17 protein-coding genes and 2 rRNA genes are annotated in these 21,088 nt (G+C 73.6%); 9 read left to right on the top strand and 10 right to left on the bottom strand.

Translation table 11 applies throughout. From position 1 onward, the window contains the following. A 23S ribosomal RNA gene (locus AB0C76_RS05910) occupies window positions 1–93 on the top strand; the annotation flags it as partial. Between the two features lie 71 nt (window positions 94–164). Beyond that, window positions 165–281: ribosomal RNA gene (rrf, locus tag AB0C76_RS05915) — 5S ribosomal RNA — on the top strand. 77 nt (window positions 282–358) lie between these two features. On the opposite strand, the gene AB0C76_RS05920 is transcribed toward rrf, so the two are convergent. From AB0C76_RS05920 to AB0C76_RS05945, 6 genes are all read right to left on the bottom strand, one after another. Continuing rightward, window positions 359–868 (bottom strand): GNAT family N-acetyltransferase, encoded by a 510-nt coding sequence (locus tag AB0C76_RS05920; protein WP_359960314.1) that lies wholly within the window; start codon window positions 866–868, stop codon window positions 359–361. Window positions 869–961: 93 nt separating this feature from the next. Beyond that, window positions 962–2,272: a DUF58 domain-containing protein gene (locus tag AB0C76_RS05925; protein ID WP_359960317.1), complete on the bottom strand. Its 1,311-nt coding sequence runs from the start codon at window positions 2,270–2,272 to the stop codon at window positions 962–964. Between the two features lie 40 nt (window positions 2,273–2,312). After that, window positions 2,313–3,260: a MoxR family ATPase gene (locus tag AB0C76_RS05930; RefSeq protein ID WP_359960710.1), complete on the bottom strand. Its 948-nt coding sequence runs from the start codon at window positions 3,258–3,260 to the stop codon at window positions 2,313–2,315. A 65-nt stretch (window positions 3,261–3,325) separates the two neighbouring features. Then, window positions 3,326–4,543 (bottom strand): DUF4350 domain-containing protein, encoded by a 1,218-nt coding sequence (locus AB0C76_RS05935; RefSeq protein ID WP_359960320.1) that lies wholly within the window; start codon window positions 4,541–4,543, stop codon window positions 3,326–3,328. Further along, window positions 4,540–5,211 carry a DUF4129 domain-containing protein gene (locus tag AB0C76_RS05940; protein WP_359960321.1) on the bottom strand — a complete coding sequence of 224 codons (672 nt, stop codon included), beginning with the start codon at window positions 5,209–5,211 and terminating at the stop codon, window positions 4,540–4,542. Before AB0C76_RS05940 ends, AB0C76_RS05935 begins: the two co-directional genes overlap by 4 nt. 5 nt (window positions 5,212–5,216) lie before the next feature. Then, a complete protein-coding gene (locus tag AB0C76_RS05945) occupies window positions 5,217–6,413 on the bottom strand; it encodes a hypothetical protein (RefSeq protein WP_359960323.1) in 1,197 nt (398 codons plus the stop codon). A 287-nt stretch (window positions 6,414–6,700) separates the two neighbouring features. Here AB0C76_RS05945 and mtrA point away from each other — a divergent pair, with 287 nt between their 5' ends. The 3 genes from mtrA (at window position 6,701) to AB0C76_RS05960 (ending at window position 11,325) form a co-directional block, all read left to right on the top strand. Then, window positions 6,701–7,378: an MtrAB system response regulator MtrA gene (gene mtrA / locus AB0C76_RS05950; RefSeq protein WP_030061806.1), complete on the top strand. Its 678-nt coding sequence runs from the start codon at window positions 6,701–6,703 to the stop codon at window positions 7,376–7,378. A 112-nt stretch (window positions 7,379–7,490) separates the two neighbouring features. Continuing rightward, window positions 7,491–9,494: an MtrAB system histidine kinase MtrB gene (mtrB, locus tag AB0C76_RS05955; RefSeq protein ID WP_359960713.1), complete on the top strand. Its 2,004-nt coding sequence runs from the start codon at window positions 7,491–7,493 to the stop codon at window positions 9,492–9,494. Next, a complete protein-coding gene (locus AB0C76_RS05960; protein ID WP_359960326.1) occupies window positions 9,469–11,325 on the top strand; it encodes an LpqB family beta-propeller domain-containing protein in 1,857 nt (618 codons plus the stop codon). The genes mtrB and AB0C76_RS05960 overlap by 26 nt, the downstream gene beginning before the upstream one ends. Before the next feature lie 25 nt (window positions 11,326–11,350). On the opposite strand, the gene AB0C76_RS05965 is transcribed toward AB0C76_RS05960, so the two are convergent. After that, on the bottom strand, window positions 11,351–12,085 hold the full coding sequence (locus AB0C76_RS05965; protein WP_359960328.1) for a phosphoribosyltransferase family protein: 735 nt from the start codon (window positions 12,083–12,085) through the stop codon (window positions 11,351–11,353). Window positions 12,086–12,455: 370 nt separating this feature from the next. Here AB0C76_RS05965 and raiA point away from each other — a divergent pair, with 370 nt between their 5' ends. Both raiA and AB0C76_RS05975 read left to right on the top strand, forming a co-directional pair. Next, window positions 12,456–13,154: a ribosome-associated translation inhibitor RaiA gene (raiA, locus tag AB0C76_RS05970; RefSeq protein ID WP_359960331.1), complete on the top strand. Its 699-nt coding sequence runs from the start codon at window positions 12,456–12,458 to the stop codon at window positions 13,152–13,154. 262 nt (window positions 13,155–13,416) lie between these two features. Next, a complete protein-coding gene (locus AB0C76_RS05975) occupies window positions 13,417–14,127 on the top strand; it encodes a response regulator transcription factor (RefSeq protein ID WP_359960716.1) in 711 nt (236 codons plus the stop codon). 64 nt (window positions 14,128–14,191) lie between these two features. On the opposite strand, the gene AB0C76_RS05980 is transcribed toward AB0C76_RS05975, so the two are convergent. Then, a complete protein-coding gene (locus AB0C76_RS05980) occupies window positions 14,192–15,388 on the bottom strand; it encodes a crosslink repair DNA glycosylase YcaQ family protein (protein ID WP_359960334.1) in 1,197 nt (398 codons plus the stop codon). 59 nt (window positions 15,389–15,447) lie between these two features. Then, window positions 15,448–16,005: a GNAT family N-acetyltransferase gene (locus AB0C76_RS05985; RefSeq protein ID WP_359960336.1), complete on the bottom strand. Its 558-nt coding sequence runs from the start codon at window positions 16,003–16,005 to the stop codon at window positions 15,448–15,450. A 241-nt stretch (window positions 16,006–16,246) separates the two neighbouring features. Between AB0C76_RS05985 and secA the strand changes: the two genes are divergently transcribed. Beyond that, window positions 16,247–19,009, top strand: coding sequence for a preprotein translocase subunit SecA (gene secA / locus AB0C76_RS05990; protein ID WP_359960339.1), 2,763 nt, complete (start codon window positions 16,247–16,249; stop codon window positions 19,007–19,009). 59 nt (window positions 19,010–19,068) lie between these two features. Here the strand turns inward: secA and AB0C76_RS05995 are convergent, their stop codons facing one another. Continuing rightward, window positions 19,069–19,563 (bottom strand): Rv3235 family protein, encoded by a 495-nt coding sequence (locus tag AB0C76_RS05995; RefSeq protein ID WP_359960342.1) that lies wholly within the window; start codon window positions 19,561–19,563, stop codon window positions 19,069–19,071. 386 nt (window positions 19,564–19,949) lie between these two features. Here AB0C76_RS05995 and AB0C76_RS06000 point away from each other — a divergent pair, with 386 nt between their 5' ends. Further along, entirely contained in the window at window positions 19,950–21,020 is a 1,071-nt protein-coding gene (locus tag AB0C76_RS06000; RefSeq protein WP_359960345.1) for a patatin-like phospholipase family protein, read from the top strand. The last annotated feature ends 68 nt before the right edge of the window (window positions 21,021–21,088 follow it).

Here is a 21,088-nt window from a genome sequence, read left to right on the forward strand (position 1 = left end):
GGCTCCCAGTAGACGACTGGGTTGATAGGCCGGATATGGAAGCCCTGTAAGGGGTGGAGTTGACCGGTACTAATAGGCCGAGGGCTTGTCCTCAGTTGCTCGCGTCCACTGTGTTGTTCTGAAACAACGACCGCCTTGTCGGCGGGTCGACAGTTTCATAGTGTTTCGGTGGTCATAGCGTGAGGGAAACGCCCGGTTACATTCCGAACCCGGAAGCTAAGCCTCACAGCGCCGATGGTACTGCAGGGGGGACCCTGTGGGAGAGTAGGACGCCGCCGAACAATTCTTCTGAATGAACCCCCATCCGGTTTCCGGATGGGGGTTCTTCGCGTTTCCGGAGACTTTCTCGGGGACGTATTTACGGCTGCTGGTCGACGAGGTCGCGCTGGTACCAGGTGCCCGTCTTTCCGCCCAGGTCCGCCGGGCCGGCCGGTCCGGCCGGGACGAATCCGGCTTTCGTCAGGACCTTCTGCGACGCGGTGTTCTCGTGGGAGGTGGCTGCCCGGAGTGTCCGCAGTCCGTACCGCGACGCCGCCAGTCGGCACAGCTCCAGGACGGTGGCCGTCGCCAGGCCGCGGCCGGAAGCGTGCCGGGCGACCCGGTAGCCGAGCTCCGCCGAGTGCTCCTCGTGCTCTATGTCGACCAGGTTGAACCTGCCGAGGACCGACCCGTCCTCGGCGAGGAGCACGTGGAACGCGCAGAGGCCGGATTCCTGTTCCGCCAGCAGAGCGCTGTAGCGGGCGGTGAATCGATCGAAGTAGTCGTCGCCGCGGTCGGGGACCGACGCTGCGAAGTAGGCGCGGTTCGCCAGCTCGAAGGCGAGGACGGCGGGGGAGTGTTCGGCGTTCAGCCGCTTCAGCTCGGGCATCGCCCGACTCTATGTGGCCGGGCATCCGTGCCACCTGGGTTTCCGTCGGGTCCGGGGCCGGAACCGGAACCGGAGCCGCGACCGGGGCCGGGCTCAGAGGCGGCCGGCGGCCTTGAGGGCGAGGTAGGCGTCGGCGAGGGCCGGGGAGATCCTGCTCGGCAGGGCGTCGAGGACGGTGACGCCGTGTCGGGAGAGGAGGTCGGCGGTGCGGCGGCGGTCGGCGCGGGTCTGCTCCGCGGCGGCGGCGCCGTAGACGGCCTCGACGGTGCCGCGGCCGGCGGCGAGTTCGTCGAGACGGGGGTCGGCCACCGAGGCGAGCACGACCTCGTGGCGCTTCACGAGCTGCGGGAGCAGCGGGAGGAGGCCCTCTTCGACCGGGCCCGCGTCGAGGCCGGTGAGCAGGACGATCAGGGAGCGGTGGGGCGCCATCCGCAGTGCGGTGGCGACCAGCGAGCGCATGTCGGTCTCGTAGAGCGCGGGTTCCAGGTAGGCCATGGCGTTGGTGAACGCGGGCAGGACCTCGCTGGGGGAGCGCCCGGCGACGGTGACGCGCGGGCGGAGGTCGTGGGCGAGCAGGTCGACGCGGTCGCCTGCGCGGGTGGCGAGTGCCGTGAGGAGGAGGGCGGCGTCGAGCGAGGCGTCCAGGCGGGGGGCGTCGCCGACGCGGCCGGCGGAGGTGCGGCCGGTGTCGAGGACGACCAGGATGTGGCGGTCGCGTTCGGGACGCCAGGTGCGGACGGCGACGGTGTGGCGGCGGGCACTGGCGCGCCAGTCGATGGAGCGGACGTCGTCGCCGGGCAGGTACTCGCGCAGGGAGTCGAACTCGGTGCCCTGGCCGCGGGTCAGCACCGAGGTGCGGCCGTCGAGTTCGCGCAGGCGGGCGAGCCGGGAGGGCAGGTGCTTACGGCTGGCGAAGGGCGGCAGTGCGCGGACCGTCCAGGGGGCGCGGTGCGAGCTCTGACGGCCGGCCAGGCCGAGCGGGCCGAGGGAACGGATCGTCACCCGGTGGGAGTGGTGGTCGCCGCGGCGGGTCGGCAGGAGGACGGTGGTGACGCGGCGCCGTTCACCGCCGGGGACGGTCAGGGCGTGCCGGGAGGCGGTGCCGGCGGTGCCGGGGCGCCAGGCGGACGGTGCCCAGGCGTCGCGGATCCGGGCCCGAAGGGGACGGCCGGAGGGATTGGTGACGGTCAGTTCGACCGGTGCGGGCTCGCCGAGGCGGACCGTGGTGGCGCCGCCGCGGCCGAGTCGGAGGCTGCGGACGGGGGCGGCGAGCACCAGATCGGCGACGACGGCGAGCAGGACGGCGCCGGTGACGACGCCGATCCCGGTCCAGGACGGCAGCAGCAGGCCCACGACGAGCGCGCCGATCGCGGCGAGCAGGGCGGTTCGCCCGGTGAGGGCCATGCGGTGCGCTCCTTCGGGTACCCGGTGCGGCGGGGTGGCTCTAGCGGGGGGCCGGCGTCTGGGCGAGGACGGCCTGGATGACGGAGTCGGCGGTGACGCCCTCCATCTCGGCCTCGGCGCGCAGCGCGACGCGGTGCCGCAGGGTGGGCAGGGCGAGTGCCTTGACGTCGTCCGGGGTGACGTAGTCGCGTCCGGCCAGCCAGGCCCACGCCCGGGAGGCGGCGAGCAGGGCGGTGGCGCCGCGGGGGGAGACGCCGATGGACAGGGACGGGGACTGCCGGGTGGCTCGGCAGAGGTCGACGATGTAGGCGAGGACCTCGGGGGAGACGGTCAGCCCGGCGATCTGCTCGCGCGCGGCGGCGAGGTGCTCGGGCCCGGCGACCGGGCGGACGCCGGCGGCGGCGAGGTCGCGCGGGTCGAAGCCGGCGGCGTGCCGCGAGAGGACCTGGAACTCCTGGTCGCGGTCGGGCAGCGGCAGGACCAGCTTGAGCAGGAAGCGGTCGAGCTGGGCCTCGGGCAGCGGGTAGGTGCCCTCGTACTCGACCGGGTTCTGCGTCGCGGCGACGAGGAACGGGACGGGCAGCGCGCGCGGTTCGCCGTCGACGGTGACCTGGCGCTCCTCCATGGCCTCCAGCAGGGCGGCCTGGGTCTTGGGCGGGGTGCGGTTGATCTCGTCGGCGAGCAGGAGGTTGGTGAAGACCGGGCCGGGCTGGAAGGAGAACTCGGCGGTGCGGGCGTCGTAGACCAGCGAGCCGGTGACGTCGCCGGGCATCAGGTCGGGGGTGAACTGGATGCGCTTGGTCTCCAGGCTGAGCGCGGTGGAGAGGGTGCGGACCAGCAGGGTCTTGGCGACCCCGGGGACGCCTTCCAGCAGGACGTGGCCGCCGCAGAGCAGGGCCACGACGAGGCCGGTGACGGCGGCGTCCTGACCGACCACGGCCTTGCCGATCTCCGTGCGCAGGGCGGTCAGGGCCTGGCGCGGGTCGATGGTGGTGCCGGGGGTGGCGGGTGCCGTGCCGGAGGTGGGGTGGAGCTGGGCGGTGGCCTGTTCGGTCACGGCTTCCGTACCTGCCTTTCGAGGGCGTCGAGGTCGTCGGCGAGCCGCAGCAGCGCGGCGTCGTCGGTCGGGTCGGGGCCGTAGAGGAGGGCCCGCACGTCCCCGGCGGGGCGCGTGGTGAGTCGGTCGGCGACGGCCGCGCAGAGTGCCTCGGGGTCGGGTGCGCCGGCGTTGAGCGGGACGCCCAGGGCGGGGGCGAGGCGGTGGGCGGCTGCCCGGCGCAGGGCGTCGGCGGCGCGGCCGCGGGCCTTGGCCCGGTGGTAGAGGCGGGCGCGGCCCTCGGTGGTCTCGGCGGCGCGGACCACGACGGGCAGGTTCTCGCTGATCACCGGGCCGAGCCGGCGGGCGCGCCAGAGCGCGGCCAGGGCGGCGGCGATCGCGAGCTGCAGGGTGGCCCAGTGCCAGCCGGCCGGGATGAGGTCGGTGAAGTTGCGGTGGCCCGTGGTGTCGGCGGCCGGCGAGCTGTAGTCGGGCAGGTGCCAGGTGAGGTGCGGCTGGGAGCCGAGGAGGCCGAGGGCGAGGGAGGCGTTGCCGTCCTTGGCGAGCAGCTTGTTCTGCAGGAGGTCGGCGCTGCCGAGGACGATCGCGTCGCCACCGGGGGTCGGGGCGCTGACCAGGGGGAACCCGTGGTTGCGCGGGTAGCAGCCGGTGCCGCGGCTGCCGCTGGTGTAGACGAGGCCGCCGATGTCGGCGCTGCCGGCGCGCTCGGCCTCGGGGAGGTCACAGCCCGGGTCGGTGCTGCGGACGGTGGCCCAGGCGGGCGCGCCGCGCTCGTCGCCCGCGCGGACGCCGGGGGCGAGGGCGCTGAGGGCGGCCGGGCCGGGGGCCATGAGGACCAGCCGCTTGTGCCGGGCGGCGGCGATGGCGTGCAGCTGACCGGCGTCGAGCAGGTCGGGCTCGGGGATGACGAGGGTGTCGTCACCGGCGGGGCGGACGGTGGGGTCGCCGGTGAGCGTGGCGGCGACGCCGCGCTGTTCGAGCAGGGCCACGACGGCGTGGGCGCCGTCCTTGTCGTAGGAGCGCGGGTCGAGCGGCGGGTAGCGGCGGTCCTGGCTCAGCCCGGCGATGACGACGGCGCCGACGAGGAGGAGGGCGAGCGCCGCGAGGTACCGGCGGTAGCGGTGCCACAGGCCGCGGCCTGTGGGGGCCAGGCTGCTGGGGGCGTCGGCCGGCGCCGGCGGCTCGGTGGCGGGCGCGGGGGCGGTGGTCGTCATGCCGCGCCTCCCGGGGCCGGGTCGAGGGTCGGGCGGGTGCGCTCCAGTGCCCGGTCGAGGTCGCGGAGCGACTGGTAGGCGGCCTGGTCGGCGGTGCGCTCGCCGAAGGCGATGTCGTCGAAGGAGCGGGCGGCGGCGGCCAGCGCGGCGGCGTGCTCGGGTAGCGCCCGGCCGGCCTCGGCGGCGGCCTCGTCGGCGGTGCGGCCGGGGCGGGCGTCGAGGAGGGTGCGTTCCTCCAGGGCGCGGACGAGGGCGCGCATCTGCTCTCGGACGGCGTCGGCCCACTGCCCTGCGGCGGCGTGGCGTTCGGCGTCGGCCCGGTGCTGCGCGGCGGTGCGCGGACCGGTCGTTCCGTACACGTCCAGGGTGGTGCGGGCGGCCCGCTTGGGCGCGCCGAGGCGCCACCACAGCGCGGCGGCGACCAGGACGGCGACGACCAGGAAGAACACCAGGCCGGTGGTACCGCTCGTGCCGTTGCCGGAGATGGCGTTGAGCGCGTCGGAGAACTGCTGGTTCAGCCAGTCCAGGACCCGTTGCACGAGGCTCGGGTCGTGCCGGTGGTAGTCGGCGTCGAGCAGTTCGTCGCGGGCGGCGTCACGGGCCGGGTCACGCGGGACCGTGACCGGGGCGCCGCCCGCGACGAGGAGCCTCTCCCCCCAGATCGGCATCCGGTTCAGAGCCTCGTCGGGTCGGCGCCGGCCTGGTCGCCCCAGCCGGTGCCGCCGTACTCGGGCAGGCCGGCGGCGCGGGCCAGCTCGATGTCGAGGGCCTCGCGGCGGATCCGCTGGTCGACGTAGAGGAGCACGCCGATGCCCGCGGTGAAGGGCACGGTGAGGGTGGAGGCGATGACGCCGGCGACCGCCGTGGCCACCAGGAGGGCGACGGGCTGCTGGGTGGTGCCGCCGCTCTCCATCTGCTGCTGGAGGTCGCCGAAGCCGAGCACCAGACCGATGATCGTGAACGGGACCGCGATGATCGCCGAGACGATGAAGGCGATGATCTGGCTGAGCACGGTGATGCCGCAGATCCGCCACCACGAGCCGCGCACGAGCCGGCGGGAGCGCGAGAGCGCCGTGATGACGCCCTGCTTCTCCAGCATCAGGGCGGGCGCGGCGAGGCTGAGCTGGATCCAGAGCCAGACCACGACGGGCAGGCTGAGCAGGCCGACGATCACCAGCAGCCCGACGATCGCGGGCGAGGCCGCGCCGGCGGCCGTGTAGCCGATCAGCGGGCCGAAGCCGAGCACCATGACGCCGCCGGTGATCAGTCCCGTCAGCAGCGTGAGCCCGAGCAACTGGAGCAGCTGGGGGCGGGCGCCGCGCCAGGCCTCCCCGATGGTGACGCTCTGGCCGAGGATCGCGCGGCTGACCACCACGGTGAGCAGGGCGGTCGCGATGACGCCGAGCAGCAGGTTGAGCGGCAGGCTGGCGAGCACGACGAGGACGGCGGTGAAGTCGCCGGTCTTGCCGCCGACCAGCAGCTGGGCGCCGACGCCCCCGGCCTGCTGGAGCACGGCGATGCCCAGCGACAGGCCGAGCGCGGTGCGCCAGTGCTTGCGGATGGTGGAGACGGAGCCGTCGAGGAGCTCGCCGAGGCCGAGCGGTCGCAGCGGGATGACGCCGGGCTTGGGGCTCGGTGGGGCGCCCCAGCCGTAGGGGCCGTACGGGCCCTGCGGACCGGGCGGCGGGCCGCCCCAGCCGTTGCGGGCGGGCGGGACCTGCGGGCCGCCCCAGGCGGGCGGCGGGGCGGGGGCGCCCTGGGGCGGTGCCGACGGCCCGGGCACGCCGGCGGGCGCGTCGGCCGGGGGCCGGGCGTCGTCGCGGGGTGGCTCGGACGAGCCGGGCGAGGCCCAGCCCGGAGTGTCGGTCATCACTGCTCCTCGGAGGGCGTCCTGGGGGCGCGGTGCCGGGTGGATCTTCCACCCGCGCGCAGGCCCATCGTGCCATGGGGTGCCGACAGGCCCCAGGGGTATCCGGTCGCGGAACGGATACGGGGGCGTGACGGGGGTCCGGACACGGCTCCGGGACGGTTCGGAGACGCTCCATCGGGGGGTATTCGCCCGGTATGGCCGGAATTCCCGGGTAATGGAGTTGGCCGTTGTGGAGCATTGGCACTGCTGTGCGGCAGGTCACAATCCGGTAATGAGAGGATGGAGCCATGAAGGGACGCGTCCTCGTCGTTGATGACGACTCCGCACTGGCCGAGATGCTCGGCATCGTGTTGCGTGGTGAGGGTTTTGAGCCGTTTTTCGTCGCCGACGGGGACAAGGCGCTAGCCGCGTTCCGGGAGACCAAGCCCGACCTGGTGCTGCTCGACCTGATGCTGCCCGGCCGGGACGGCATCGACGTCTGCCGGCAGATCCGTGCCGAGTCCGGGATCCCGATCGTCATGCTGACCGCGAAGACCGACACGGTCGACGTCGTGGTGGGCCTGGAGTCGGGTGCCGACGACTACGTCACGAAGCCGTTCAAACCCAAGGAGCTGGTGGCCCGGGTGCGTGCCCGGCTGCGCCGTGCCGAGGAGCCCACGCCCGAGCAGCTGACCATAGGCGACCTGGTGATCGACGTGGCCGGTCACTCGGTGAAGCGGGACGGCCGGGGCATCCCGCTGACCCCGCTGGAGTTCGACCTGCTGGTGGCACTGGCCCGCAAACCGTGGCAGGTGTTCACCCGCGAGGTGCTGCTGGAGCAGGTCTGGGGCTACCGCCACGCGGCGGACACCCGGCTCGTCAACGTCCACGTGCAGCGCCTGCGGTCGAAGATCGAGAAGGACCCGGAGCGCCCCGAGATCGTGGTGACCGTCCGCGGCGTCGGCTACAAGGCCGGACCCAGCTGACGTGACGCACCGGGCTGACGACTCCCCGTCGGGTTCCGCGACCGACGGGGCCGGCGCCGTGCGCGGGGACGTGCTGAGTTCGACCACCCTCCGCCGGCGTGGCCCGGCCGCGATGATCGCGTTGGTGACCCGTCAGCTGCGTCGGCCCGTGCACCGGGTGACGGCGCTGTACCGCCGCTCGATCCAGCTGCGCGTCGTCGCGGTGTCGCTGCTGGCATCCATCGCGGTCGTGCTGGTGCTCGGCGTGGTCGTCGTGGCGCAGGTGCGCACCGGTCTGCTGGACACCAAGCTGGCGTCCGCGCGCGAGCAGGCGCGGATCGGCTTCCAGGCCGAGCTGAAGAAGATCGACGAGGCCAAGGACCAGCGGCTGCGGGTCGGCGCGACGGCGGACCCGAGCACCGAGGAGGTCGGTTCCTGGCTGCTGCGGCAGGTCAACGACCTGGCCGCGAGCGGGCAGACGGTCTACTCGGTGATCGCGACGATGCCCGGCACCGGCCAGACCGTGCTGCCGGACGCGGTGGGCTTCGGCCCGCGCTACTCGGGCGACATCCTGCCGATCAGCGTGCCCGACACGCTGCGGGCCAAGGTGTACGCCGAGCCGGGACAGATGTTCGACCAGCCGACCCGGATCCACCGCTCCGCCGAGAGCGGTGGGCACACCGAGCCCGGGCTGGCGCTCGGCATGCAGTTCGTCGGTCCGACCGGCACGAGCTACCAGCTCTTCTACGTCTTCTCCTTCGGGCAGGAGACGGACACCCTCAACCTGGTCACCGGCACCCTGGCGACCGCCGGCGTGTTCGTCGTGATCCTCATGGGCGGCATCGCCTGGGTCGTGGTGCGCCAGGTGGTCACCCCGGTCCGGATGGCCGCCGGGATCTCCGAGCGGCTGGCCGACGGGCACCTGGAAGAGCGGATGAAGGTCACCGGCACGGACGACATCGCCCGCCTCGGCGAGTCGTACAACCGGATGGCCAACGCGCTCCAGGCGCAGATCCGGCAGCTCGAGGAGCTGTCCCGGGTGCAGCGGCGCTTCGTCTCGGACGTCTCGCACGAGCTGCGCACCCCGCTGACCACGGTCCGGATGGCCGCCGACCTGATCTACGACAGCCGCGAGGACCTGGATCCGATGGCGGCCCGCTCGGCCGAGCTGCTGCAGGGCCAGCTGGACCGCTTCGAGTCGCTGCTCGCCGACCTGCTGGAGATCAGCCGCTTCGACGCCGGCGCCGCGATCCTGGACGCCGAGCCGGTGGACCTGCGCGACATCGTCGCCCGCGTGGTGGAGGCCGCCGACCCGCTGGCCCAGGCCAAGGGAAGCGCCGTGGTGATCCGCGGCGACGGCGAGCCGGTGGTCGCCGAGGTGGACTCCCGCCGGATCGAGCGCATCCTGCGCAACCTGGTGGTCAACGCGCTGGAGCACGGCGAGGGCCGCGACGTCGTGGTCCGGCTGGGCTCGGCGGACGGCGCGGTCGCCGTCGGCGTGCGCGACTACGGCATCGGGCTCAAGCCGGGCGAGGCGTCCCGGGTGTTCCACCGCTTCTGGCGGGCCGACCCGTCCCGGGTGCGGACCACCGGCGGCACCGGCCTCGGCCTGTCGATCGCGGTGGAGGACGCGCACCTGCACGGCGGCTGGCTGCAGGCCTGGGGCGAGCCCGGCGGTGGCTCGCACTTCCGGCTCACCCTGCCGCGCACGCGCGGCGGGGAGATCAGCCGGGCGCCGTTCCGGCTGGAGCCGGAGGACTCGCGCAACAACCGGGGCCTCGGCACGTACGGCACGCCGTACCGGCGGGCGATCACCCCGGCCGGGGCGACGGCCCTCACCGCGGCCGAGGAGCAGGCCGAGACACCGGACGCCATCGGCAGCAGCCTGGGCAGCGGTCTCGGAGGGGTGCTGAACATCGGCCCGGGCCTCGGCAAGGCCCGGCTGCCGGAGGGGCCGCGCGCGGACCCGTCCGACGTGCGCGCGGCGGGGGCCGGTTACCTGGCCACCGGTGCCCAGGTCATGGTGGACCCCACGCCCGGACGGCCGTCGGTGGCACAGCGCACGGCGGAGCCGGAACTGACGGGCGGGACGGACACGGAGGGGACGCAGCGTGCGAAGGACGAGCGGCAGGCCTGATCCGCGGCTCGCGGCGGTGGCCGGCGGGGTGCTCGTCGCCCTGTTGGCCGGCGGGTGTGCGGCCATGCCGGACTCGGGCGGCATCACCAAGGTCGAGCTCTCCCAGGGCTCGGCCGACAAGAACCTGCAGGTGCGGGTCTTCCCGGTGGGGCCCGCCAAGGGCGCCAAGCCGCAGGACCTGCTGGCCGGGTTCCTCGACGCGGTGACGGCGGACGAGGGCTACGACACGGCGCGCAAGTACCTCACCGAGGAGGCCGCCGCGGCCTGGAACCCGGACGCGGGCATCACGGTGCTCTCGGCCACCACTCCGCCGCCCGGTCCGGACGTCCCGGAGACGGACGCCACGACCACGCTGTCCATCACCGGGCAGGTCGTCGCCGACGTCGACCCCAGGCACACCTACGAGTTGGTGACGGGGCAGAGCACGAAGTCGTCCGACTTCACCTTCCTGCGGCAGAAGGACGGGGAGTGGCGCATCGACAAGCTGCCTCCCGGCCTGATCATGAACGAGACCAACTTCCGCAACAGCTACCGCCAGGTGGACCGGTACTTCTACACCGCTCCCGACCCGTCGGCCGCGGGCTTCGGCCCGGCCCCGGACGTACTGGTCGCCGACCCGATCTACCTTCGGCGGCGGACGGACCCGCTGACGGCGGCGGCCAAGGCACTGGTCGGCGGGCCGTCGTCCTGGCTCGGACCGGCCGTGCGGACGGCCTTCCCCAGCGGAGCGAGCGTCGACCGGGTCGGCGTGGACGACAGCCGCGTCGCCCACGTGCAGCTCGGCGGTGCCGACCTCGCCGACTCGGTGTCCTGCCGGCGGATGGCGACCCAGCTCTTCTACACCCTCGCCGAGCAGGGGAAGGGGCAGGTCGAGAAGGTGGAGCTGAAGGCGCAGCGGGGCGGCTGCACGGCCGGTCGCGGCGACTCGCCGTTCACCGGCCCCGGCGCGCTGTCCGGGTCGGACGGCGCGCAGCAGTACCTCCAGCGCAGCGACAACGGCGCCCTGATGCTGGTCAGCGACACCACCACCAGTTCCGTGCGCGGCGTGCTCGGCAAGCCGCAGCCGGCCGGCCGGACCCCGTTCGGCCCCGTCGCCGTCCGCCGGGACGGCTCCCAGGCCGCGGTGCTCGGCCGGGACCACCACCAGCTCTACTCGGTGCCGCTGTCCGACAACGCGGTCGCGCTGCCCGATCCGGTGCTGACCTCGGCGCACACCGGCGACGACGGGCTGGCCTCGCCCAGTTGGGACGGCCGCGGCGACCTCTGGGTGGTGGACCGCAGCCCGGAGGACCCGCGCGTGGTGATGGTCCGCGGCAACCGGACGTACACCGTTCCGGTGGAGAAGCTGAACGGTCAGAGCGTGCAGATGCTCCGGGTCTCCTCGGACGGCGCCCGGATCGCCCTCGTGGTGAAGGGGCCGAGCTCCTCCGTCCGGTCGCTGATGTTCGGCGCGATCGTGCACGGCGGCACGCCGGAGGCGCCGACCGTGCGGATCGTCGGGCTGCACACGGCGGCCCCGGCGATCACGGACGTCGCGTCGCTGTCCTGGGCGGAGTCGGACCAGTTGCTCGTGCTGGGCAAGGAGGCCGACCGCCTCCCGCAGCTGCACTACATCAGCACGGACGGCTCCCCGAGCTCCGACGCCCCGGCGCAGGGCGGCGAGGGCATGGCCACCGCCGAGGCGTCGGAGTCCCGGGCGAACGTGCTGACGCAGGCTCCGCCGGTGCTGGCGCTGCAGGCCACCGAGGGCCGGATCTACCGGCTGACCAACAGCCAGTGGCGGGAGGTCACGCTGCCGGACCGGGCGAGCGCGTTCTTCTACCCGGGCTGAGCCCCGGGCCGCCGCCCGGCGGGCCTCAGGGCGGGCCTTCCCGGGCGCGCGGCTGGCCGGCCGCCGCGACGGTGGCCGCCGCGCCGGCCGGCAGACCGGCCGCGGCCAGTGCCCGCGCGGCCTCGGCGAGGCTGGCGCCGGTGGTCACCAGGTCGTCCACCAGGACCGGTTGACGGCCCGCGAGGCTCCGGTGTGCACGCGGCAGGACGGTGAGGGCGCCGTGCAGGTTGCGCCGGCGTTCGGCCGCGGTCAGCTCGGCCTGGTCGGCGACCGGGCGGGTGTGGCGCAGCAGCGGTGCGGCCCTGGCGTCCAGGCCGGCCCGGCGCAGCGAGCGCGCCGCGGCCGCGGCCAGCCGGAGCGTCGGGTCGTGGCCGCGGGCGCGGACGGCGGCCCGGGCGGAGGGCATCGGCACCAGCAACAGCGGTGCGAGCCCGGCGCGCGGACCCAGGGCGGAGCGCACCGCCCGGCCGAGGGCTTCGCCGAGGGGGCCGGCCAGCCGAAGGGCGCCGCGTTCCTTGTGGGCGAGCAGCAACTGCCGGACCGGGTCGGCGTACGGCGCCGCGGCGTGCGCCCAGGGCAGCAGCGTGGGGCCGGGCCGGGAGGCGCTCAGGGTGTGCCGGCACGCGGGGCAGAGCTGGGTGCGGTCGGTGCCGCAGCCGGCGCAGCGCGTGGGCAGCAGGACGTCCAGCAGGTCGGCCAGTGCGTGGCCGAACGGCCCTTGTGGGGAGGGCGGGCGGACGGGTCCGGTGGTGGGTGGCACGGCTGCTCCTGGCGGCGGCAGGCACGAAGAGTGAGCAAAGGATGCGCCGTACGGGGGGTGTTGTCCAGGTATTCACCCATGCTTCACTCCTAGGAGGGTAAACAGGGTGCAACAGCTTGACCGTTCACCCACCGCTCCTGGCCCATGCCCACGACCGAGCCTGGGGAGGCGAAAACCCCGCGTGAGGTGTTCGATAAAGCTTCAAGGGGTTTCAACCGTCCCTGGTGGGGAGGAAGTGAGGTGAGGGCCAGTCGTTCCCGCCGCTGGCGGTGGGGGCGGGGGGCCGGCAGTGGATGGGCTGGTCCAGCTGGGTCTCAGTCCGGTCCGGTAGCACCCGGATCGGCGTCAGCACGAGGGATCGGAGTTCTGCGTGGACATCGTCGTCAAGGGCCGCAAGACCGAGGTGCCCAAGAGGTTCCGCGAGCACGTGGCCGAGAAGCTGGAGAAGGTCCAGAAGTTCGACGGCAAGGTGATCAGCCTCGACGTCGAGGTGTCCAAGGAGCACAACCCGCGGCAGGCCGACCGGTCCGAGCGGGTGGAGATCACCCTCCGTACCCGTGGGCCGGTGATCCGGGCCGAAGCCGCCGCAGGGGACCCGTACGCGGCGCTCGACCTGGCCTCGGCGAAGCTCGATGCCCAGCTGCGCAAGTCCGCGGACCGGCGTCGGGTGCACAAGGGCGGCAACGGCCGCACCCCGATCAGCGTCGCCGAGGCGACCGCGGCCCTCGCCGGGCTGTCGGAGCCGGCGGCGCCGGAGGGCGAGACCAACGGGGCCGTCCGCAAGACCATGATGGGATCCCTGGAGGTGGAGGGCGAAGGCCCGCTGGTGGTCCGGGAGAAGACCCACCCGGCCGCCCCGATGGCGCTGGACCAGGCGCTCTACGAGATGGAGCTGGTCGGCCACGACTTCTACCTGTTCGTGGAGAAGGACAGCGGCCTGCCGAGCGTCGTCTACCGCCGGCACGGCTACCACTACGGTGTGATCCACCTGCAGACCGACCCCACCGCCCAGTCGGCGGGCGGCGGCGCGGGCGGCGCGATCGGCGGAGCCGACGACGACGAGGACTGACCGTCCGGAGCGATGAACGGGTGACCCCGGTGGCCACGGCCACCGGGGTCACCGGCGTTCCGGGGCCGTCCGCGGTCGAACATCGGTCGAGCGCGGTCGCGGGCCGTGGTGGAGGAGTCACTCGTTGCGGGGGAATCGGCATCGGAGGGTGACCGTTGCGTGGCCGCGGCGTGGAATGATTGGCGCACGACGTCCCGCGAAGGGGGAGGAGCGGATGGGGGATCACTTCGGGCTGGGGCCCGCTGGGGGGCCGGTTGCCGGACTGTCCCCAGGAGCGGGCGAGGAGCCCGCGTACGCACCGAGCCGGGGTGAGCCGATCCGCGTGCTGGTGGTGGACGACCACGCGCTCTTCCGCCGCGGACTGGAGATCGTGCTCGCCGAGGAACCGGACATCAAGGTCGTCGGCGAGGCGGGGGACGGCGCCGAGGCCGTGCTGAAGGCTGCCGACCTGCTGCCCGACATCATCCTGATGGACGTCCGGATGCCGCGTCGCAGCGGGATCGAGGCGTGCACGGCGATCAAGGACGTGGCACCCAGCACCAAGATCATCATGCTGACGATAAGCGACGAGGAGGCCGACCTCTACGAGGCGATCAAGGCGGGCGCCACCGGCTACCTGCTGAAGGAGATCTCGACCGACGAGGTCGCCACCGCGATCCGCGCCGTCGCCGACGGGCAGTCGCAGATCAGCCCGTCGATGGCCTCCAAGCTGCTCACCGAGTTCAAGTCGATGATCCAGCGCCGCTCCGACGACCGGGACCTGGTGCCCGCGCCCCGGCTCACCGACCGGGAACTGGAGGTGCTCAAGCTGGTGGCGACCGGGATGAACAACCGGGAGATCGCCAAGGAGCTGTTCATCAGCGAGAACACCGTCAAGAACCACGTGCGCAACATCCTGGAGAAGTTGCAGCTCCACTCCCGGATGGAGGCCGTGGTCTACGCGATGCGCGAGAAGATCCTCGAAATAGGGTGATGCGGCGGCCGGGGCTCCCGGGGATTCCGGGGTCTCCGGCGTCTTCCGGGACTTCCGGGGGTGCTCATCCCGCGAGCAGCTTCTCCAGAGCGGGGCGCAGCCGCTCGTCGTGCAGCGCCTCCACCCGCACGGCGTCGCAGCCCACCCAGGAGGCCGCCTCGCGCAGCGCCGTCGCCAGCGTCCCGACGTGCCGGGCGGAGTCGAGCGAGACCTGGCGGGCGACCAGCGTGCGCCCCTCGCGGGCCGGGTCCACCCGGCCGACCAGGCGCCCGCCGGCGAGCAGGGGCATGGCGAAGTAGCCGTGGACGCGCTTGTGCTTGGGGGTGTAGGCCTCCAGGCGGTGCGTCATGCCGAAGACGCGCTCGGTGCGCGCGCGGTCCCAGACCAGGGAGTCGAACGGCGAGAGCAGCGTGGTGCGGTGGCGTCCGCGCGGCGGGGCGGCGGCCAGGGCGGCGGGATCGGCCCAGGCGGGAGCCGCGGTGCCGTCGGGGCCCCAGCCGGCCACCTCGACCGGGACGAGGCCGGTGTCGGCGAGGACCGGGTCCAACTCCTCGGCGCGCAGCCGGTGGTAGTCCAGCAGGTCGGCCCGGGTGGCCACGCCGAGGGCCGCGCCGGCCTGGGCGACCAGGGTGCGGACGCAGTCCGCGTCGGTCGGATCCTGCCCGAACAGCGCGTCGGGGACGGCCTGTTCGGCCAGCGCGTAGACCCGCTTCCAGCTCCGGCGCTCGGTGCAGACCACGTCGCCGAAGGCCAGCGCCCGCTCGACCGCGATCTTGGTGTCGGACCAGTCCCACCACTCGGCCGTCTTCTTCGCGCCGCCCAGCTCGGTGGAGGTCAACGGGCCCTCGGCGCGCAGCTTGTCGAGCACGTGCCGGTACGTCTCGGGCGAGACCTGGTGGCCCCAGAGGTGGCCGCGGTCGCGGTAGCGGCGGCGCCGGAACGCGAACAGCGGCCACTCCTCGACCGGCAGGACGCAGGCCGCGTGCGACCAGTACTCGAAGCTGGTGCCGTGACCCCAGTACGCGGCCTCGACGGCCGGCCTGCCGACCGCGCCGAGCCGGGCGTACGGGACCAGCTCGTGCGAGCGGGCCAGCACCGAGATCGTGTCCAACTGGACGGCGCCCAGGTGCCGCAGCACGCCGCGCACCCCGGCCCGGCGGTCCGGCGCGCCGAGCAGGCCCTGCGCGCGCAGGGCGATCCGGCGGGCGTCGTCGGCACTCAGGACGGCGACGGGGGAGCTGGGGGCGGGCGCGGAGCTCATGCCGGGGAGAGTAACGCCCGGCACCGACAACGGACGGGCCCGGCCGGAGGCGGGCCGGTTCAGGCCAGGTCGGACGGGAGCAGCGAGGCGACCCAGGAGTCGTGGAAGACGCCGCGCTGCTCGGCGTACGAGCGCAGCGTGCCCTCGAAGCGGTAGCCGACCCGCTCGGCGACGGCGCGGGAGCCGTCGTTGCCGACGTAGGCGAGCCACTGGAGGCGGCGGATCCCGAGCTCGGTGAGGGCCCAGCGGGCGACCTCGCGGGCCGCCTCGACGGTGTAGCCGCGGCCGCGTTGCTCCTTCGCCGTCCACCAGCCGACGGAGGCGGCGGCCGGGTCGGCGGCGAAGCGGGAGACCGACTGGGTGCCGACCAGGCGCCCGGTGGCGCGGTCGGTCACGCACCAGATGTACTCGGATCCGTCGCGCAGCCCCTTCGGGGCCAGAGTGCGCACGAAGAACTCCGCGTCCTCGCGCCGGTAGGGGACCGGCACCACCGTCCAGCGCTGGATCTCCTCGTCCTGGCAGGCGGCGAGGACCGCGTCGATGTCCGACTCCTGCGGGGCGCGCAGGACGAGGCGCTCGGTGGTGAGGGTGACGGGCGTGGGCCGGGGTTCTTCCATGCCCGGATTATTCCGCGCCAAGCGGAGGGCGGACATCCGAATATTCCGCCAACTCGACGGGGCCGGGACCGTTTTGCCCCGGTGGGCGGTGCTATCGGTCGGGTGCCCGGGCGAGTGACACGGGAATACCGTGCTGACGCACCTCCCGGGGCATTGGACTCCTCGCATACGATGGCCCGTGCGGTGGGGTGAACCCGTCGTGCAGTCGTCCAGTGCCAATACAGGCAAGGAGCCCGCTCTAGTGTCCGTCTTCGACAAGATCCTGCGCGCCGGCGAAGGCAAGATCCTTCGCAAGCTGCAGCGGATTGCTGCCCAGGTCAACTCCATCGAAGAGGACTTCGTCAACCTCACCGACGCGGAGCTGCGGGCGCTGACCGACGAGTACAAGCAGCGGCTCGTCGACGGAGAGTCCCTGGACGACATCCTCCCCGAGGCGTTCGCCACCGTCCGTGAGGCCGCCAAGCGCGTCCTCGGCCAGCGGCACTACGACGTCCAGCTCATGGGCGGCGCCGCGCTGCACCTCGGCTACGTCGCCGAGATGCGCACCGGTGAGGGCAAGACCCTCGTCGGCACCCTGCCCGCGTACCTGAACGCGCTCACCGGCAAGGGCGTCCACCTGATCACCGTCAACGACTACCTCGCCGAGCGCGACTCGGAGTGGATGGGCCGGGTGCACCGCTTCCTCGGCCTCGAAGTCGGCGTGATCCTGGCCAACATGACGCCCGCCGAGCGCAAGCGCCAGTACGCGATGGACATCACGTACGGCACCAACAACGAGTTCGGCTTCGACTACCTGCGCGACAACATGGCCTGGTCGAAGGACGAACTCGTCCAGCGCGGCCACAACTTCGCGGTGGTCGACGAGGTCGACTCGATCCTCATCGACGAGGCCCGCACCCCGCTGATCATCTCCGGCCCGGCCGACCAGGCGACCAAGTGGTACGCCGACTTCGCCAAGCTGGTGCTGCGCCTGAAGATCGACCGCGACTACGAGGTCGACGAGAAGAAGCGCACCGTCGGCATCCTGGAGGAGGGCGTCACCCGGGTCGAGGACTACCTCGGCATCGACAACCTCTACGAGTCGGTGAACACCCCGCTCGTCGGCTTCCTGAACAACGCCATCAAGGCCAAGGAGCTCTACAAGGCGGACAAGGACTACGTCGTCATGAACGGCGAAGTCATGATCGTCGACGAGCACACCGGCCGCATCCTGGCCGGCCGCCGCTACAACGAGGGCATGCACCAGGCGATCGAGGCCAAGGAGGGGGTGGAGGTCCAGAACGAGAACCAGACCCTGGCCACCATCACCCTGCAGAACTTCTTCCGTCTGTACGACAAGCTCTCCGGCATGACCGGTACCGGCACCACCGAGGCGGCCGAGTTCCACCAGATCTACAAGCTCGGCGTCGTGCCGATCCCGACCAACAAGACGCCGCTGCGCATCGACCAGCCCGACCTGATCTACAAGTCGGAGCCGGCCAAGTTCGCCGCCGTCGTCGAGGACATCGCCGAGAAGCACGAGAAGGGCCAGCCGGTGCTGGTCGGCACCGTGTCGGTCGAGAAGTCCGAGTACCTGTCGCAGGAGCTGCGCAAGCGCGGCATCCCGCACGAGGTGCTGAACGCCAAGCACCACGAGCGCGAGGCGCAGATCGTCGCGCAGGCCGGCCGCAAGGGCGCCGTCACCGTCGCCACCAACATGGCCGGCCGCGGCACCGACATCATGCTCGGCGGCAACCCGGACCACCTCGCGGCGGCCGAGCTGGCCCAGCGCGGGCTCTCCGCCGTGGACAACCCGGAGGAGTACGAGGCCGCGTTCCCGGCCGCGCTGGAGAAGGCCAAGGCCTCGGTCAAGGCCGAGCAGGACGAGGTCAAGGAGGCCGGTGGCCTCTACGTCCTCGGCACCGAGCGGCACGAGTCCCGCCGGATCGACAACCAGCTGCGCGGCCGCTCCGGCCGTCAGGGCGACCCGGGCGAGTCCCGCTTCTACCTGTCGCTCGGCGACGACCTGATGCGCCTGTTCAAGGCCGGCATGGTCGAGCGCGTCCTCTCGATGGCCAACGTGCCCGAGGACGTGCCGATCGAGTCGAAGATGGTCACCCGGGCGATCGCCTCCGCGCAGACCCAGGTCGAGCAGCAGAACTTCGAGATCCGCAAGAACGTCCTGAAGTACGACGAGGTGCTGAACCGCCAGCGCGAGGTCATCTACGGCGAGCGCCGCCGCGTCCTGGAGGGCGAGGACCTGCAGGAGCAGGTCGGCCACTTCATGGACGACACCGTCGAGGCCTACGTCAAGGCGGCCACCGGCGAGGGCTTCGAGGACGACTGGGACCTGGAGAAGCTCTGGTCCGCGCTCAAGCAGCTCTACCCGCTCTCCCTGGACCTCGGGGAGCTGGAGGAGGAGGCGGGCGGCCCCGGCGGCCTGACCTCCGAGTTCCTCATCAAGGTCATCCAGGAGGACATCCAGGCGCAGTACGGCGCCCGTGAGGACCAGCTCGGCGAGGAGATCATGCGCGAGCTGGAGCGCCGGGTCGTCCTGTCGGTGCTGGACCGCCGCTGGCGCGAGCACCTCTACGAGATGGACTACCTCCAGGAGGGCATCGGCCTGCGGGCCATGGCGCAGCGCGACCCGCTGATCGAGTACCAGCGCGAGGGCTTCGACATGTTCACCGCGATGATGGAGGGCATCAAGGAGGAGTCCGTCGGCTACCTGTTCAACCTGGAGGTCCAGGTCGAGCAGCAGGTCGAGGAGGTCCCGGTCGAGGACGCCGAGGTGGTGCTCGACAAGCTGGAGAAGGACTCCGCCCGCCCGGAGATCAAGGCCAAGGGCCTGGAGGCCCCCAAGCCGCAGCGGCTGCACTACACGGCCCCCTCGGACGAGATCGGCGGCGGTGTGGTCGAGGGCGACTTCGACGACCTCGCGCCGGAGGACGAGGGCGACGGCCTGACCCGCGCCGAGCGCCGCAAGGCCGCGAAGTCGGCCAAGGGGCGCCGCCGCAAGGCCTGAGCCACCACCGCGCCACAGCACAGGGCGCCGTTCCCGCACGGGGGCGGCGCCCTGCGCCGTCACCGGGCCTCCACGGCGGTGCACTGCCACTGCCCGGCCGGGCCGCGCTGTTCGAGGCGGAAGGCCACCATGTGGTGCCGCCGGCCGAGGTCGACCCGCACGCACGCCTCGACGGCGTCTGGCGCGGGCGACCTGTCGTGCACCGGGCCGAGGCGCGGCCGGGCGCCGGCGCCGCCGCGGCGCAGGGCGCCCGTGCGGACGAGCGAGGCGAGCTGGCCGTAGCCGTCCAGGCTGGTGTGCCGCATCAGCTGGCCGGACGGGCGGGCGCCGGTGAGCACCTCGACGAGCTGGTGCGCGAAGCGCGCCGCGAGCGCGCGGGGGTCGTGCCCGGGCGGGGCGCCGGCGCAGTCGGCCCGGGGGTGCCGGGGCCGCCGCCCGCCGGGGTGCGGTGCGCCGTCGTGCAGGTGGCGGTGGGGGCGGGCGGCGAGCGGCGGGGTCACGGGCGTCTCCTCGGGGCCGGGCGGGCGGGCGGTGGTGCTCCGGGGCGTGGTCACGGGTGCTTCCTCGGGCGGACGGATGCGGGCGCGGACGGGTCTTGCAGTGCTTCCTCGGGCGAGTGGTGCGGGTACGGACGGGTCTTTGGTAGCGGCGGCCGGCAGGGGGCGGCAAGGGGATTCCGCAACCGCGGGGAGTGGAGGGTGAAGTTCACCTATCCGGGTGAACGGTCCGTTGCGGCGGCGGCCTCCCGAGCCGTCCCGGACGCACGCGGTTGACGTGCGGGGACGGGCGGGTAGGCCCGAAAGGGGACGGCCGGGTTCGCCGGTCCGGGTGGTGCGGCCGGGGTCACGCGTTGCGGTGGCCCGCGGTCGGCGCGCAGGATCGGATCCTGACCGGGAACCGCGGGAGCGGGCGCGACGCCCCACGACGACAGGTGGCCGGCATGACGACACGGGCAGCAGCGGCGCAGTCCCCGGCCCGGACGGGCGCCGCTCGGGGAGCACCCCGGCGCGGGCTGGTCCTGGGCGGCGGCGGCTTGCTCGGCGCGGCCTGGACGGTCGGCGCGCTGTGCGCCGTCGAGGAGGCGACCGGTTGGCGCCCCGGCGAAGCCGACGTGCTCCTCGGCACCTCGGCCGGCTCCATCCTCGGCGCGCTGCTCTCCGCCGGCGTGCCGGTCGACCATTTGCGCGACCACCAGCGCGGCCTGCCGCTCACCGAGGGGCCGCTGTCCGGCGTGGCCTTCGACTACGAGACGGCCGTCGGCGGCGCCCTGCCGCCCCGGCCGCGGGCCGGGATCGGCTCGCCGGGCCTCCTGCGGGACGTCGTCCGCCACCCGCGCGAGTACCCGCTGCTGACCATGGTGTCGGCGGTGGCGCCGCACGGCCGCGGCTCGCTCGCGCCGGTCGGCGCGCTGGTCCGCGACCTGCACGGGCCGGGCGGCTGGCCGGCCGGCTCCGCGCTGCGGGTCGCGGCCGTGGACTACCGCAGCGGCCGCCGGGTGGTCTTCGGCGACCCGGGGGCCCCGGCGGTCGCGATCGCCGACGCCGTGATGGCCTCCTGCGCGATCCCCGGCTGGTTCGCGCCCGTCCGCCTGGACGGCTCGGCGTACGTGGACGGCGGCTGCTGGTCGGCCATCAACGCCGACCTGCTGCTCGGCCGCGGTCTGGACGAGGCGTACGTGCTCGCCCCGATGGCCCTGCGCCTGCACCCCCGCGCCGACCGCGCCGACCGGGCCGACCGCGGCGCCCTCGCCGCGCTGCACGAGTGGCGCGCCCGCGACCGCCCGCGCGGCGTGCTGGCCCAGCTGGTCAGCCGCTACCGCCGCGCGGTGACCAGGCAGCTGCTGCGCGAGGCCGCGCTGCTGAGGGCGGAGGGCGTTCGGGTGCGGCTGCTCGCACCGACGCCGGCGGACCTGGCGGTGATGGGTCCGAACATGATGGACCCGGCCCGCCGCGGCGCGGTGCTGGAGAGCGCGCTGCGCACCAGCCGGGAGGCGCTGGCGGCGGCGCGCTGATCCGCGGCGCGCTGATCCGCGGCCCGCCGATCCGCGGCCCGCCGATCCGCGGCCCGCCGATCCGGCGG

The sequence above is a fragment of the Kitasatospora sp. NPDC048722 genome (assembly GCF_040650235.1).
Lineage (GTDB): Bacteria > Actinomycetota > Actinomycetes > Streptomycetales > Streptomycetaceae > Kitasatospora.